Raw genomic sequence first — 15541 nt, forward strand, 5'->3', positions numbered from 1 at the left:
TTATGGTTTTTTTGCTGCAGGGCTGTGAGGACTGGGCGGTGCGATAGACGCGGCAACATCCCAGCTCACCAGCAACTGGCTGATCGCCGCGTCGAGGGTGGCATGGGGCACGTTGTCCCGCGCCAGGATCGACACCCCCTGCAAAAAACTATCAAACACACTCGCCATCACGGCGGGCTGGGTCTGTTGCGGCAACTGGCCCAACCGAACCGCGCGCTCCACGCACGCCACAATCCCCGCCCGCGTACGCAGGCGCGACTGGGTCAACCCGTCGGCCACCCGCGCATTCTCAGGGCTGGGCGCACTCATCACGCCCAGCGCCACCATGCAGCCCTTGGGGTGCCCGTCTTCGCATTGCATGCGCGCCGACTGGCGCAGCGCGGTTTCGACGGCCTGGCGCGGGGGCAGGGTTTCGTCCCACAGGCATTCGGTGACCTGGGCGTAGGTCGCCAGGTAGCGCTTTACGCACTCGTCGAACAACGCCTCCTTGGAACCGAACGCCGCGTAGAAACTCGGCGCGGAGATCCCGCCGCCCAAACCCGCCTTGAGCTGGGCCAGGGAGGTGGCGTCGTAGCCATGCTGCCAGAACAGGTGCATGGCCTGTTCCACGGCGCGTTCGCGGTCGAAGGTGCGGGGGCGGCCCATTTGTGCCATGTCAGGTCTCCGGTGGGAAAGCGAGATAAATACTAGTCGATACATAAGTCGTTGACAACGCGGGGTGGTCGCCCGCAACATTTATATCGATCAGTATCTAAGTCTTGCCCAAGGAGTTTCCCGTGACCCCCTCACTCAGCTTATCGGCCTCATCCGAGCGCCTGCCCATCGGTGCCTTGCTCGCCCTGGCGATGACTGGCTTCATCTGTATCGTCACCGAAACCCTGCCCGCCGGCCTGTTGCCGTTGATCAGCGATGGCCTGGCGATTTCGCCGTCGATGGCCGGGCAGATGGTCACCGCGTATGCGCTGGGCTCGGTGCTGGCGGTGATCCCCATGACCATCGCCACCCGCGGCTGGCGTCGGCGCAATGTGCTGCTGCTGACCATCGTCGGTTTCCTGCTGTTCAACTCGATCACTGCGTTGTCGTCCCACTATGGCGTGACGCTGGTGGCGCGCTTCTTTGCCGGGGTGGCGGCGGGGTTGGCCTGGAGCCTGCTGGCCGGTTACGCCCGGCGCATGGTTGCGCCCCACCAACAGGGCAAGGCACTGGCGCTGGCGATGGTCGGCACGCCGATTGCGCTGTCGTTGGGGGTGCCGCTGGGCACCTGGCTCGGTGGCCTGGTGGGCTGGCGCACCACCTTCGGCCTGATGTCGGCCGTGAGCCTGATACTGATCGCCTGGGTGCTGGTGAAAGTCCCGGACTACGCGCCGCAGCCCGCCCATCAACGCCTGTCGTTGGGCAAGGTGCTGACCACGCCGGGGGTGCGCCCTGTGCTGGCGGTGGTGATCAGTTGGATGCTGGCCCACAACATTCTGTACACCTACATCGCACCGTTCGTGGCGCCGGCCGGTTTGGCCGAGCGCGTGGACCTGGTGTTGCTGGTCTTCGGGATCGCTGCGTTGGCGGGGATTTGGCTCACGGCCAGGCTGGTTGAGCCGTTATTGCGCAACACCGTGCTGGCAAGCCTGGCGAGCTTTGCGCTCATCAGCCTGGTGTTCGGCTTACTGGGAACGATGCCGCAGGTGATTTACCTCGGCGTGGCGGTCTGGGGCCTGAGCTTCGGCGGCGCCGCGACCTTGCTGCAAACCGCCCTGGCGGATGCGGCGGGAGAGGGCGCGGATGTGGCGCTGTCGCTGAACGTGGTGGCGTGGAACAGCGCGATTGCCGGCAGCGGCGTGGTCGGTGGCGTGCTGCTGGACACCTGGGGCGTGGGCGCATTTGCGTGGGCGATGCTGCTGTTGGTGGCCGTGGCGTTTGCCATTGCCTGGGTGGCCAGCGCCCATGGCTTCAAGCCGGGCGTGCGGGGTGCGGGAAAACCGGCGTCGCTCGGGCACTAATTTGACATCTGCTAGTCCATAATCCTCGAAATATCATTCACTTGGCTCCGTACGCGGAGCCTGCCGCTTCATTTTCCATCGAAGATTCAATCCATGCACCTACGCAACATTGCAGTTGGGCTATCGGCCTTTATCCTGTTTTCGGCCGGGGCGCATGCCCGTGGTGCGATAGACCTTTATTCCACTCAGGAACGGCAGTTGTCGTTCGACAGCTGTGCCGATGTATTCCCTGGCGCGACGCCGATCAAAACCGCAACCATCCCCGCCAGCATGAAACCCCTGGCGCTGTGCTCCGACCATTTCGCCGTGCTGTATTCGCAAACCAGCAAGACGCCGCTGGTGGTGGTCGAGCGCCTCAACGCCCGCCAGCTCAAGGACGCCAAAGGCGAGGAACGGACCAACCATTTCTACGCGGACCCGCGCATTCCCAAGGGCGCGCGGGCCGAGTTGAGCGATTACCATGGCCAGCAACCGGCCATGGATCGCGGCCATCAATCCCCGGCCGCCGATGCCCCCGATGCCAAGGCCATGGCCCAGTCGTTTGCGCTGTCGAACATGGTCCCCCAGGACCCCACCAACAACCGCAAGATCTGGAGCAAGGTCGAGGCCGACGTACGCAAGTTCGCGGTGCGCGCGGGCGGTGACGTGTATGTGTTTACCGGGCCGCTGTTCGATCCGGGCTACAGCACCATCGGCGACAACAAGGTGTGGGTGCCGACGCGCCTGTTCAAGCTGGTGTACGACGCCTCCAGCCAGCGCGCCTGGGCCTACGTGCTGCCCAACGCCGAAACGCGCATTCAGAAGCCGATGGACTACGACACCTTCGTGAAAAGCACCGGGCTCAAATTGCTGGGTAACCTTCCGGTATCCGGGTCGGTGGGGCGCTCCTGATCAAGCGGCTTACCTGGCTTTTTTCAACGCTTTCAAGCGTTGGGTTGCACGTTGCACGGCGGCCATTTTCTCGGGGCGCTTCATGCGTTTCCACTTGCGGATCTCGTCCTTGCTGCGGCCACAGCTGACGCACAGGTCGCCGCTGAGCTGGCAGGTGGAGACGCAGGGGTTTTCGATGTCTTTAGCCAAGGGTTCACCTGGGTGGGGGTAAAGGCTTACGCCGAACGAAACTCAATGGTGAGGTGGCTCACTTCATGCACCGCCTTGAGACGCTCGCGAAGGGTGTCGGCATCCGTGGTCGCCTGGCCGAGCACACTCACGATCGCTGCGTGGGCGTCGGGGCCCACGCGCCACACGTGCAGGTCGGTAATCCTGGCGTCGCCGGGTTGCTCGACCAACGCGCGGATCTCGGCGGCGACGTGCTCATCGGTTTGATCCAAGAGCACACCGGCGGTCACCCCCATCAGGCTCCAGGCCCAGCGCGCGATCACGATGGCACCGACGATACCCATCACCGGGTCCAGCCACACCCAGCCCAGGTAACGCCCGGCCAGCAAGGCGGTGATGGCGAGGACCGAGGTCAGCGCATCGGCGAGCACATGCACATAGGCGGATTTGAGGTTGTTGTCGCTGCCGTGGTGGTGCTCGTGATCGTGCTCATGGCTGTGACCGTGGCCCAGCAACAGCGCACTGACGATATTCACCACCAGGCCCACGATGGCAATCAGGGTGGCGGTACCGAACTGCACCTCGGTGGGTTCCAGCAGGCGGACCACCGACTCGACGCCAATGCCCAGGGCCACCAGCGCCAGGATCAGCGCCGAGGCGAAGCCACCGAGGTCGCCCACCTTGCCGGTGCCGAAGCTGTAGCGCGGGCTGCGCGCGTGGCGTTTGGCATAGGCATAGGCTGCGGCGGCAATGCCCAAGGCACCGGCATGGGTCGCCATATGAAAACCGTCGGCCAGCAGGGCCATGGAGCCGGTGAGGTAGCCGGCGGCAATTTCCGCCACCATCATCACCACCGTCAGCATCACCACCCACAGGGTGCGCCTGGCGTTCTCGTCGTGGGCGGCGCCGAGGAACACATGGTCGTGGGCGTGGTGGGGCATGAGCGTCATTTGGCGTAGCGCCGGATGGCTTCGAGCAGTTCTTCGACGCCCTTGCTGCGTTCCTCCTCGCTGAGGGAAGGATCGGCCACGTGCGCCCTGGCGTGTTCTTCGATGATTTCTTCCATCAAGCCGTTGATGGCGCCGCGCGTAGCGGCCACCAGGTGCAGGGTCTTGGCGCAGTCGGCGTCCGACGCCAGGGCTTTTTCCACCGCCTGAATCTGCCCGGCGATGCGCTTGACCCGTTTTATCAGGCTGTCTTTGTTGGCTGCGATATGGCCCACGGTATACCCCCCCTACCTATACTGCGGCGGAGTGTGTCATACCCCACCCCCCTATACAAGGTGGCCGCAGCGAGAGGCTGTTGTGTAGCCAGCTGGGACCCCTTTGGTGAGCGGGCTTGTCGAATCGTCGCACCGCCCGCGTTGGGCTGCGCAGCAGCCCCAAAACCAGGCGCAGAGGAGTACCTGATACACCGCATTCATCTTGATCAGGGGCGCTTCGCACCCCAGCGCGGGACAAGCCCGCTCACCACAGGAATTCGGTCGCCTGAAATTGCTTATGTAAGACTCAAGACTTCAGGGCGAAATTTTAACCCTTTAAAATCAATTGGTTATTTTGATTTGATAAGAGTTATCGAGCCCTGGCGAGGCTGCGTTGGCGGTGGCATCGCTTGCATCTACGTTGCCTGACACACCGCTATCGCAGCCTCGCTGAAGATCGACAACGCCCACAGGTTATACTCGCCCCTTCGCAATCACCCCTTCAAATCAAACCGAGATCTCCATGAGCACCTCTCTTTCCCTCACCCCTGCGCGCAAGCCTGTCGCGCCGCTGGTGGCCTTTGTCATCCTGGTGCTGGGCGTCTTGTTCCTGCAAAACAGCGTCGGTTCGCGCCAGGTGCTGTTGCTGGTGGTCGGCGCCGCACTGGGCTTGACCCTTTACCACGCTGCATTCGGCTTCACCTCCGCCTGGCGCGTGTTTATCAATGATCGCCGTGGCGCTGGCCTGCGGGCGCAGATGGTGATGCTCGCGCTGGCGGTGCTGCTGTTTTTTCCGGCGCTGGGGGCGGGCACGTTGTTCGGGCAACCGGTGGTCGGGCTGGTGGCGCCGGCCGGGGTGTCGGTGGTGTTCGGTGCGTTTATTTTCGGCATCGGCATGCAGTTGGGCGGCGGGTGTGCCTCGGGCACGCTGTTCACGGTGGGCGGCGGTAATGCGCGCATGCTGGTGACGCTGTTGTTCTTTATCTGCGGCTCGCTGATCGCCACCCACCATGTGGACTGGTGGTTTGCGTTGCCGGCGTTCCCGGCGGTGTCCATCGTCAAGAGCTTCGGCGTGGTGCCGGCGTTGCTCGCCAGCCTGACCATGTTTGCGCTCATCGCGGCCGTCACCGTGCGCCTGGAAAAGCGCCGCCACGGCCAGCTTGAAGCCGGCGTGACCAGCGAACACCAAGGCCTGCGCCGCTTCCTGCGTGGGCCATGGCCGTTGGTATGGGGCGCGATGGGTTTGGCGTTGCTCAACTACGCCACCCTGGCGCTGGCCGGGCGGCCGTGGGGGATTACCTCGGCCTTCGCGCTGTGGGGCGCCAAGGTGGCAAACGGGTTGGGTGTGGACGTGGCCAGCTGGGCGTTCTGGCAACTGCCGGGCAACGCCAAGGCCCTGGCTGCGCCGGTGTGGGAAGACATCACCAGCGTCATGGACATCGGCATCGTCCTCGGTGCGCTGTTGGCCGCCGGCCTGGCCGGGCGCTTTGCCCCCAGCCTGAAGATCCCGGCCCGCTCGCTGCTGGCCGCGGTGATCGGCGGCCTGCTGCTCGGCTACGGCTCGCGCCTGGCCTATGGCTGCAACATCGGCGCGTACTTCAGCGGCATCGCCTCGGGCAGCCTGCATGGCTGGGTGTGGCTGGTGGCGGCGTTTATCGGCAACGGCGTGGGCGTGCGCCTGCGGCCGTTTTTCTTTGCCGGTGAGCGCCGGCCCGAAGCGCTGAGCGGTTGCTGAGTTAATCCTCGGGGGAAATGTCTGGCGCCTGGGCGGCCTCAGCCGCCAGCTTTTCCCGCTCGGCCTTGCTGATGTACTTGTCCTTGGATTTCGGTGCCAATTTGGCGCTGGCCTTTTTGGCTTTGGCCTTGAACAGCTGTTGCAGTTTTTTCTGGCGATTCATGGGTTGTTACCTGGCGTGTACGTGCGCGGATGATACCAGCTTAAAAAACCGCGACGTCTGCCTGGGTCGCTTTTTAGCGCCGATCTGTGCATTGAATCGCCGCGCCTTTCGCCAATACTCGGGCCCCGCATTCCCCGAGTATTGAACGCGATAAGGAACACACCATGAGCCTGCACACCCGCACCAAACGCATGACCGTGCCCCAACTGGTCGCCATGAAAGGCCAGCAGAAAATCGTCTCCCTCACGGCGTACACCAGTTCCATCGCCAGGCTGATCGATCCGCTGGTGGACTTCATTCTGGTCGGTGACTCCACGGCCATGGTCGGCTATGGCCGGGCGTCGACCTTGAGCATGCAGCTCGAAGAAATCATCGGCCACACCCGCGCCGTGGTCGACAGTACGCGCCTGGCCTGTGTGATTGCCGACATGCCATTTGGCAGCTATCAGGAATCCCATGAACAGGCGTTCCGCAATTGCGCCCAGGTGTTGGCGCGCACCGGCTGCGACGCGGTCAAGCTGGAAGCCAACCAGGCGCTGGCGGGCACCGTGGCGTTCCTGGTGGCGCGTGGTATTCCGGTGATGGCGCACGTGGGGCTGATGCCGCAGTTCGTCAACGTGATGGGTGGGTTCAAGGCCCAGGGCCTCACGGCTGAAACCGGCGCCGTGATTACCGAAGACGCCCGCGCCAATCTGGAGGCGGGCGCCTTCAGCCTGCTGCTCGAGGGTGTGGCCGAAGGCGTGGCGCGGCAGATTACCCAGGACTCGAACAGGCCCACCATCGGCATCGGCGCCTCACCGGCCTGCGACGGCCAGGTGCTGGTCACCGAAGACCTGTTGGGCCTGGGCGGCGAGCATCTGCCGCGCTTCGTCAAGCAGTACGCCGATGTCGGCGCGGTGATTCGCGATGCGTGCGAGCGGTTTGCCGACGACGTGCGCCAGGGCCGCTTCCCCCAAGCGCAACACTGCTACGGGCTTTGACGGATCGCCTGGGCCAACAGCTGCACGGCCTGGGTGATGTCCTTGCTCCAGTCGAGGGTGTAGCTCAGGCGCACATGCTGCGCCCAGCTGCCGTGCAGGCTGAACAACTGCCCCGGAGCGATCACGACGCGCTGGGCCAGCAGGCGTTCGAACACGTGCCCCATGTCGACCGGGCGCCTGGCCTCCAGCCAGAAACTCGCGCCGCCATGGGGTTCGACCACGTGCCACTCGCCGTGCGTTTCCAGCAGGGCTTTCATGCGCGTCATCCGTTCCCGCAAGGCCGCGCGCAGCATCAACAGGTGCTGATCGATGCGCCCGGAGGTGAACAGCTTCGCGATCGCTTTCTGACGGGTCGGCGACAGGCGAAATCCCCGCTCCAGGAACACCCGCTGCAACTGCGGCCCTTGCCCGCGACACAGCACATAAGCGTAGGGTGCCTCCGCGCCGATCACCTTGTCGAAGGTCGAGAACACCAGCAGTTTCTGTGGGTCGGCAAAGTCGCGATAGCGGGCGGTGGGCGGCTCGAAATACAGCTCGCCGTAGGTGTCGTTTTCGAACAGCCAGATGTCCCGCTCTGCCAGCCAGCGGCAGATCTGCTGTTTATCCTGCGCCGGCATCACGCCGCCCTGGGGCACGTTCACGCTGGATGACAGCACCGCCAGGCGGATCGGCTCCCGCTCGAGCAGTGCCTGGAAGGCGGGCAGGTCGAAGCGCCCGTCCGCGCCGAGGGGCATTTCAATCACGCGGATATTCGCCGCCTGCAACTGACGCAGCACCGCCCACGAACACGGCGACTCCACCAGCGCCAGCGTGCCACGCAACGCCAGGGCGCTGAGCGACAGGTCCAGCACGCTGTGCAGGTCCGAACCGATATACACCTGTTCGGCCTGCCAATAGCGCTGGGTGGATTGGGTGTAGCGCGCGGCCAGTGCCGCACGCAACTCGGGCTCGCCGAATGGCAGGTACAGCGGCGTGAGGGCGCGCGGGTACTGGCGGGCCAGTTCGCGCTCCATCATCAACAAGGGGTTTTCCAACGACAGCAGCATCGCCGGGGCGTCGCTGCTCAGGGCCAGCATGCCCGGCTGGCGGGCGTTGGCGAATACCTGGTCGAGCAAATCAGGCGAACCTTCGCTCAACAGCGGCGCCGGCACGGCCCGGGTGAAATAGCCGCGCTTGGGCCTGGCCTGGACACGCCCCTCATCCTCCAGCAGCGCATAGGCGTACTTGGTGGTCGATACCGACACGCCCAGGCGCCGGGCCAACTGGCGCAGGGACGGCAGTTGGCGTTCGCCTGCCGAAGGGCTCGCCTCGATCAACTCGACAAGGTAGCGGTACACCGCCTGATAGGCGAAAGAAGCGTCGTTGGCGGTATCCATGGACCCTCGGTTTAGCCAGGCTGGGCCGCCAGGCTATTACTGATGTTGCGCCCCAGCACCAGCACTGTAACAAAACCGCAGCCCACCAGTGCCGTGGCCAGGCTCAACAGCACCGAGCTGCCCAGTTGGTCGACGATGCGCCCGCCGAAGAACGAACCCAAGGCAATGATCACCTGGAACAAGGCCACGAACAGCGGCATGCCGCGTTCGACATCCTTGGGCGCCACCACAAACATCCAGATACTGGCACAGGCCGGGAAGGCGCCGAAGGCGAAGCCCCACAGCCCGATCAGCATCGCTGCGCCGGTCATGCCGGTGGCGAAGTGGGGGAACAGCGCGGTGCTGGTGCCGATCATCAGCGCCACCAGCAACAGGGTGTGACGCACGCTGCGGTTGGCGGCGAAACCGGCAAAGATATTGCCGAACACCCCGGCCACGCCGAAGAGCAGCAACAGCGAACCAATCGTCGGCCCGTCGAAGCCGGAACTGTATTTGAAGAACGGCGCGACATAGGTGTAGGCCGCAAAGTGCGCCAGGCCGATCAACAGCACCGCGATCAACCCGATCCGCGCCTGTGGGTTGATAAACAACGCCGGCAGGTCGCTGACGCGAATGGCCTTCTCCGGGGTGAGCCGCGGCAGCAGGAACACCTGCGCCAACAGCACCGGCACGCCCAGCAGTGCGGTGACCAGGAACGTCATGCGCCAGCCCATCAGGCCGCTGAGCCAGGTGCCGACCGGCACGCCGAGCACGGTGGCCAGGGTCACGCCCATCATGATGATCGAGGTGGCCTTCGCCACGTCCACACCCCTGGGCGCCAGGCGCCCACTGAGGGCAATGGCCGTGGCCCAGAACCCGCCGATGCTGATGCCCAGCAAGACACGGCCGAACAGCAGCAGGCTGAAGTCACTGGCAAAGGCCACCACCGAGTTGGCGATGATCATGATCAACGTCAGGCCGATCAGCAGGTAACGCCGGTCCATCGCGCCAATGCTCACCGACAGGAACGGCGCAGCGAGGGCGGCCATGATGCCGGGCAACGTCACCATCAGTCCGGCGTGGCCGGCGCTGATACCGAGGTCGCTGGCGACGTCGTTGAGCACACCTACCGGCAGGAATTCACTGGTCACCAGGGCGAAAGCGCCCACCGCGACCGAGAGGATTGCCAGCCACTGCTGTTTGACGCTTTGCTGATTATGTTCGGGACGGCCGCTGGGGGCCTGGAGGGCACTTGGCATGATGCTGGGTTCCAAGGGGGATGTCGCCTGAGGCCAGGCGAAGGGGAAGAATTGGGAGGCGATTATAGGAATCGGGCCTGGCCACCCTATAGGCGAGCGGTTCGATAGTAATCATCAGTGCTATCGATGTGAGGGGGCTGCGTAGTTCAGCGGCATCGCCTTGGCAGCCTGCCAGTCATCCGGCAGGCGCTCGATGCTCACCGCGTCAAGGGCTGACGATGCCCGGCGCTTGCGCCGCAACCGGCCGGTGTTGGACAAACGTTGCCTTGACCCTTTTGGAGAACAGTATGTAGGGGACCCAGATCGAGGTGGACACCAATCCGCGGACGGTTTCCTTGGTCGTGTTGTAGTCGAATATGGGTTCATCCACCAGAACAAGCGAGCTGAACCATGCATCAAGTGGAACGTAAACAGCCGAGGCGATGAGCGTGACGATATAAACCTTGGGGAATAAATAATGTTCGCAGAAGAACAGGTAAACCAAATAACCAAAGGCCGCGATAAAGACTGCATTGACGAGGGTTTCTGAAATCAGGATCGCGCCCCACAGGGCGTTAGTCATCGTCGTGCCGGATGAGGTGAGGATGCTGAACGAGCCATCTGCGAATATTGGGTAATACACCGCGATAAGGGCATAACCCAGGCGCGCCAAGGCTATAAACAGGCCCAAGCCAACCACGATCAACCAACCGCCAAGTCCCTTCGGGTGTTTACTTTCTTGCATGTTCGCTCCGCAGTTCAATAGCGTTAAAACGATAAATAGTCAGCCGTGCTGCTGAATCACCGGCCTCGGCCATGCCCCCCGGCTTGAAGAACGACATATACCAGGCAAGCAAAATCACGGCGGCTCAATACTCCTCGCCAGCCCTGTCGCCCATGCAGCGGTCATCTTTTCCCCAACAACATCAAATTCCGGGTGGGTGCTTCGATAGTCCGAAAGCTCCACCATTGCACGGCTCATGCCGCTGTGGACTCTGGCGAGCAATTCATTGCAACGAGCCTCTGTCAAATTGCACGAACTGCGCCCGAACTGGACCAGCATCTTACGTTTTGGCCAAGCCTTTGAGCCACCGAGCAACAGACCCATAATATCGTTGACTTGGTACACCGTGGTCGTCACAAGGTCGTAAGCCGGCGCGAGCCAAATATCGGCATCTTCTGCGCAGTTCTCATAGAGCAGGCCAAAGTTTTTCAAGTGCCCGTCTCCATTTTGTATGCCAGCGCAGAGCGCCACCATCATAAAGAAGTCCTCAAGTGCCTTAGTCACAAGAGAAGGAGAGACGTAAGTCTTGATCAACTTCGCGCAGCCCTGGTAGCTGCCGTCGTACTTTTTATCTGTCCCCCATCCGGATAAGACGCACATATCCTCAAAACCAAGGTAGGCGCTGTCACCGATATCGAACCGTTTGACCACCAGAAACTTACCCTGCTGACTCAACTGGCATTCAGGCACTTCAAGGCCTGTATGAAGTGCCGCGCGCATGCAGAAAAACTCATTGGCCGCCAGTTGCGCGAAGTCTGAATCATTGAAGGCCTTCACCAAGTGCGTAGCGCCACGATGGGTGAGACGCGCAACGTCAGGATTCGTATCGTCAGCGTCGCGCACCAGTACCTTCGGCTGAACGCCAGAAACGCCTGAGTAGGCTGCGTAGGTTTTCATCAGGTCGTCGAACAGATCTTTCGCCCCGTCATACACGAGCAGCTCGGAGAGTTTTATTTCAGGTAGTAACTCATCCGCAGTGGCTCGGGCGACGCTGATTCGGCCCAACTGATGGGGGCCGACGATACCCAGCAATGCGAAGTCATCAAAACCTCGCACGGACTTGCTGAAACGTCTCACAAGCTCCGCTTTCAGGTGGCCTTCGGGGAGATGCATCTCAAACAGGGGATGGATGCCATACGCCCAGATGTAGCTCTCCAGGCGCACGGGCATGGTCAGCGAAACCGCGTTCTTTTCGGTGACTGCCTGGTTATATGAAAACACCGAATCGCGCTGGTTTTCTTCACTGCGCCCGAGTATTCCGGCATACACGCCGCTGGCGCCGATGTGCAGCCGATCGCTTTGTCTAGTCATGGACGTTTTCTGCTTTCAGTTCATCCAGCGTTTTGCGTCGACGCTTAGGTGTCGCGGTTAACTCGTACCCTAACCCTTCAAGGATCGCAGCCACCTTGCGAATTCCCACTTCGGGGATGGTGTTGTTCTCGATTCCGGAGATGGTTGCACGACTCATACCGTGCCGAAGTGCGAGCTGGCTTTGGGAAAGGCCAGCCGCCTTTCGCAGGTTTTTGATCAGGAAACCTAAATCGTCCACAGTGTTTGCATCCTATACAATGCATTTGTGAGGGTTAATACACTTATGCATCGTATTTGATTCGTTTTTTCTTGAATAGCCTTTTCTTTAGTTAGGCGCTTTGCGCCCCAAAAACTCACTGATCAGCCCCACCACCTGCTGCTGAATCACCGCCCGTGGCCGAGCCCCCTCACCATCGCGGCAAATCATGCCGTCGCCCGGTGAACTCTCCTCGATCAGCGCCATGCCCCCCGGCTTGCAGATCGACATAAAGCTGAAGTGCGTAGCGTCGGCGATCTCCACGTACTTCGTCGTTGCTTCAGGCAGCCGCTTGACCATGTCGGCGGACTCCAGCTGCGGGTCCATATCCTCCGACGGCACGCCCCCCGCAATCACCAGCGCCGGTACCGGCAATGCAGCCAGGCTGGCGTCGGTGAAGCCGCGGGACAGGCCCAGGTCCAGGGACACGATGGCGGTGACGCGCTTGTCGCTCAAATCCGCCGCCAAGCGCGCTTTACCTTCTGGCGTGCCGGCGGGGTTCATCTCCTGGTAGCCGATGCAACCGCCGAGCTTGGGGTGGACGCTGCAGTCGCGGCTGAACAGCTCGGGATCGAAGCGCGCCCCGGCGAGTTCCAGCACGGTCCAGCCGCCCAGGGAATGGCCCACGGCGGCGATCTGGCCTTTCGCGACCGCGCCAAATGGCTTTGGCTGGGCCAATACCGCATCGATCACGCGGCTCAGGTCGGCCGGGCGTAGCCATAACTGCGCGGCGGTTTGCGGGTTGCGATCCTGGGTGGTGGTGCCGGGGTGGTTGACCGCCGCGACGATGTAGCCCTGATGCGCCAGCGCACTGGCCAGCCACACCTGCTTGCCCCAGTTACCGCCATAACCGTGGGAGAGCACCACCAGCGGATGCTCACCGGCAGCCGGCGGGGCGTCGGGTACGGCGAGGGCACCGATGAACACCGCGTTGTCGGCGATCAGGGTGGGTTTGGCGGTGGTGGTGGCGGGGTACCAGACGACCAGTTCGAGTGGTCGGTTGTCTTGCGCATCGGGCAGGGTGACGGTCTTGAACCCGACGGGGTTTTCGGCGGCGAAGGCAGGAGCGGTCAGGCACAGCAATAGCAGGGCGGCGAGGGCGTTTTTCACGGTTGTTATCGTCCTTGATATGAGCGACGCATCATGCACTGAATCCCCCGTTCAGTGCCATGAGCCCCGCGCCATTTTTACCTGCCGTTAACGCCTACCCATGGGTCAACCCCGTCAACGTATCCGCAATGGTCTTGGTCCGTTGCGCCGTACCCTCCGTCGCCCGGCTCGACGCCTCCAGCACATCCAGCATCTCCCGCAGCGCACCCACCCCGGTGGACTGGTCTTCAATCTGCTGGGCCACCCGCTGGATCTCACTCGACAACAAGTCGATATCCACACCAATTTCCGCCGCATTCTTGCGCGTGATTTCCGCCAGCTTGCGCACCTCGTCCGCCACCACCGCAAAGCCCCGGCCCAGGTCGCCCGCGCGCGCCGCTTCAATGGCGGCGTTGAGCGCCAGCAAGTTGGTCTGCCCGGCGATCTGCTGGATCACCTGCACAATCGACTGGATACGCAAACTCGACCCCGCCAGCGTGCGCGCCCCCTGCACCGCGACATCCGCCTGGCTCGACAGCCCCTCGACCGTGGCCCCGGCCTGGGCAGACACGCTGTTCTGCTGGCCAATCGTGCCCACCAGTTCATCCATCGAGGCGTGCAACTCGCCGGAGTAATGCTTGAGCTGCGAAGCGATGTCCTCCTGCTGACGCTCGGCCTGGGCCAACACCAGGCCCAAGTCGGCCAGGCCCTCGAAGACTGGCAGGATATTGCGGTCCAGGCCTCGGGTATTCAGGGTGTCGGTGAAGTCATTGTTCTTGAATGCGGTAATCTGCTTGACCACCACATGGTTCAACCCCGCCAGCTTCTTCACCTGACGCCGTAGGAAAAACGCCTTGAACTCGCCGTAATGGGCGATGAAATTGTCCACGTACTCATCACTGAAACTCGCACCCTTGGCCACCCGAAAGAAGAAAATCGCCGTCAGCGTCTGGTTCAGGTTCAGGCCCAGAATCTCCCCGAAGGTCGAAAACCCCGCCAACGGCACATCCCCAAAAATGCCGGCCATGCTGCCCAGCTCGGCGCCGTTATTCAGCCGGCGCAGAATGCAGTCATTCAAAATCCCCGCCACCGGCTGGCCACCCTTGCCGCGCAGGAACTGCTCATAATCCAGGCGCGTCGCCTCCCGCAATGGCGTCCGCCGCACCATCACCAACTCCTCGCCCGGCGCCACGTCGCAAAACAACTGCACGATCTGCTGCTCATAATCGATGCGCGCGATGGACCGCACAAACAACTCACTGCCCACCCGAATCGCAAACGAATAATCCGCCAGCTTCGACTCCAACGCCTGGGGCGCGCAACTGAACGCATCACACAGCGCCTGCACCATGCTCTTGATATTGCCGCTGCTGTCGATCACCTGGTCAATCGTGCGGTCCTCCACCGACGCCGTCAGCACACTGAAGGTCAAATCCGCCGGTTTAAAGTTCTGGCTCTTGAACACCCCAAACCGCACATGGGCCGCCGTCTTCAGGAACACAATCTGCGCATGGTTCTGATAACTGCGCTGGCCGTCATGAATCAGCGTCTTCTGGAAATCCGACTTACCCCCGGCCGATCCCCCTACAAACAAACACGGAAACCGCCCCGACTCATACAGCGCCTCCATGAAAAACGACTCCGACGCCGACAACCCATCGAACACCACATACGCCAAGGTATCGCGATGATCGATCGACGTACGTACCTGCACCCGCTTGATATTCGCCACCAACTTGGCAATCCGCTCCTGCATCCCCAGGCGAGTGCCGCCACCGCGAATGTCCTCACACTCCAGCGGCACCATCACCACCTCGGCCGAGGCGATCAGACTGTCGTCGAACAACTGCAACACCACCCGGTCCCAGCGCTCGCCGGTGGCGCAATACAGCGAACCGGGCGCATTGCACAGCTCGCCGGAGGTGGTGCACAGGCTGAGGGTGGACTGGGGGAAACGACGCTTGAGCTTGGCGGCGATGGCGTCGATGTCCAGGTGGGGGGAGATGAAACCGGTGATCAGGGTGGGGGTGATACGCAGGGCCGTGAGTGCGGCGTCCAGGTTGTTGGCGGTGCTGGTGAGGGTGGTGGTGCCTTGGCGAGCGGGCCGGGATTTTTTCAGGAGGGAGAGTGGATTCATGGGGTGGGCTCGGTCGAGTGGGGATGCGGGGGTAGGCATGTGATTAGTAGGGTTATCGGCAGGTTGGGTGGGGGCTGGAGGGGGAGGGTGGGGGATGCGACGGATGGACGCGGGTGGTTGGGTGCTGCCGTCAATGGAGGAGTGCAATTTAATAGAACGTGCAGTGAGAGTTCGCTTTGACTGGTAAGACGGTTTCCGGACACAAGCGGACGATTACTCTCGTCAGCACGCGACTCGAA

The 15541-nt window shown here is 62.4% G+C and carries 16 protein-coding genes and 1 pseudogene; 4 read left to right on the forward strand and 13 right to left on the reverse strand.

Features of this window, described 5'->3' with window-relative positions:
- Positions 1–654, reverse strand: coding sequence for a TetR/AcrR family transcriptional regulator (locus tag B9N88_RS07265; RefSeq protein WP_027603999.1), 654 nt, complete (start codon positions 652–654; stop codon positions 1–3).
- A gap of 122 nt (positions 655–776) precedes the next feature.
- On the opposite strand from B9N88_RS07265, the gene B9N88_RS07270 reads away from it, so the two are divergent.
- Both B9N88_RS07270 and B9N88_RS07275 read left to right on the forward strand, forming a co-directional pair.
- Positions 777–1994, forward strand: coding sequence for an MFS transporter (locus B9N88_RS07270; RefSeq protein ID WP_027604000.1), 1218 nt, complete (start codon positions 777–779; stop codon positions 1992–1994).
- Positions 1995–2087: 93 nt separating this feature from the next.
- Positions 2088–2885 (forward strand): DNA/RNA non-specific endonuclease, encoded by a 798-nt coding sequence (locus tag B9N88_RS07275; protein ID WP_027604001.1) that lies wholly within the window; start codon positions 2088–2090, stop codon positions 2883–2885.
- 9 nt (positions 2886–2894) lie between these two features.
- Here the strand turns inward: B9N88_RS07275 and B9N88_RS07280 are convergent, their stop codons facing one another.
- From B9N88_RS07280 to B9N88_RS07290, 3 genes are read right to left on the reverse strand one after another with little or no spacing between them, the layout of a single operon-like run.
- On the reverse strand, positions 2895–3074 hold the full coding sequence (locus tag B9N88_RS07280) for a DUF1289 domain-containing protein (RefSeq protein ID WP_027604002.1): 180 nt from the start codon (positions 3072–3074) through the stop codon (positions 2895–2897).
- A 26-nt stretch (positions 3075–3100) separates the two neighbouring features.
- Entirely contained in the window at positions 3101–4003 is a 903-nt protein-coding gene (gene dmeF, locus B9N88_RS07285) for a CDF family Co(II)/Ni(II) efflux transporter DmeF (RefSeq protein ID WP_027604003.1), read from the reverse strand.
- Entirely contained in the window at positions 4000–4275 is a 276-nt protein-coding gene (locus B9N88_RS07290) for a metal/formaldehyde-sensitive transcriptional repressor (RefSeq protein WP_027604004.1), read from the reverse strand. The genes dmeF and B9N88_RS07290 overlap by 4 nt, the downstream gene beginning before the upstream one ends.
- Before the next feature lie 502 nt (positions 4276–4777).
- Between B9N88_RS07290 and B9N88_RS07295 the strand changes: the two genes are divergently transcribed.
- Positions 4778–5989 (forward strand): YeeE/YedE family protein, encoded by a 1212-nt coding sequence (locus tag B9N88_RS07295; protein ID WP_027604005.1) that lies wholly within the window; start codon positions 4778–4780, stop codon positions 5987–5989.
- 1 nt (position 5990) lies between these two features.
- Here B9N88_RS07295 and B9N88_RS07300 read toward each other — a convergent pair whose 3' ends face one another.
- Positions 5991–6152, reverse strand: coding sequence for a DUF2986 domain-containing protein (locus tag B9N88_RS07300; protein ID WP_081744378.1), 162 nt, complete (start codon positions 6150–6152; stop codon positions 5991–5993).
- 164 nt (positions 6153–6316) lie between these two features.
- Between B9N88_RS07300 and panB the strand changes: the two genes are divergently transcribed.
- Positions 6317–7132: a 3-methyl-2-oxobutanoate hydroxymethyltransferase gene (panB, locus tag B9N88_RS07305; RefSeq protein WP_027604006.1), complete on the forward strand. Its 816-nt coding sequence runs from the start codon at positions 6317–6319 to the stop codon at positions 7130–7132.
- Here panB and B9N88_RS07310 read toward each other — a convergent pair.
- The 8 genes and pseudogenes from B9N88_RS07310 to B9N88_RS33225 form a co-directional block, all read right to left on the reverse strand.
- A complete protein-coding gene (locus B9N88_RS07310) occupies positions 7120–8508 on the reverse strand; it encodes an aminotransferase-like domain-containing protein (protein ID WP_027604007.1) in 1389 nt (462 codons plus the stop codon). The two genes, panB and B9N88_RS07310, sit on opposite strands and share 13 nt — an antisense overlap.
- An 11-nt stretch (positions 8509–8519) precedes the next feature.
- Entirely contained in the window at positions 8520–9746 is a 1227-nt protein-coding gene (locus B9N88_RS07315; RefSeq protein WP_027604008.1) for an MFS transporter, read from the reverse strand.
- A 205-nt stretch (positions 9747–9951) separates the two neighbouring features.
- Positions 9952–10470: a DUF2569 domain-containing protein gene (locus tag B9N88_RS07320; RefSeq protein ID WP_027604009.1), complete on the reverse strand. Its 519-nt coding sequence runs from the start codon at positions 10468–10470 to the stop codon at positions 9952–9954.
- 114 nt (positions 10471–10584) lie between these two features.
- Positions 10585–11820, reverse strand: a complete 1236-nt coding sequence (locus B9N88_RS07325) for a type II toxin-antitoxin system HipA family toxin (protein WP_027604010.1) — start codon at positions 11818–11820, stop codon at positions 10585–10587.
- Complete coding sequence (locus B9N88_RS07330) at positions 11813–12058, reverse strand: helix-turn-helix domain-containing protein (RefSeq protein ID WP_027604011.1); 246 nt, start codon at positions 12056–12058, stop codon at positions 11813–11815. The genes B9N88_RS07325 and B9N88_RS07330 overlap by 8 nt, the downstream gene beginning before the upstream one ends.
- An 87-nt stretch (positions 12059–12145) precedes the next feature.
- Positions 12146–13186, reverse strand: coding sequence for an alpha/beta hydrolase family protein (locus tag B9N88_RS07335; RefSeq protein WP_027604012.1), 1041 nt, complete (start codon positions 13184–13186; stop codon positions 12146–12148).
- 94 nt (positions 13187–13280) lie between these two features.
- Entirely contained in the window at positions 13281–13775 is a 495-nt protein-coding gene (locus B9N88_RS33220) for a methyl-accepting chemotaxis protein (RefSeq protein WP_371263349.1), read from the reverse strand.
- 372 nt (positions 13776–14147) lie between these two features.
- A pseudogene (locus tag B9N88_RS33225) lies at positions 14148–15341 on the reverse strand (FIST signal transduction protein); the annotation flags it as partial.
- Positions 15342–15541: the final 200 nt, after the last annotated feature.

The organism is Pseudomonas sp. LAMO17WK12:I1 (genome assembly GCF_900177315.1).
In the GTDB taxonomy this organism is placed as follows: domain Bacteria; phylum Pseudomonadota; class Gammaproteobacteria; order Pseudomonadales; family Pseudomonadaceae; genus Aquipseudomonas; species Aquipseudomonas marginalis.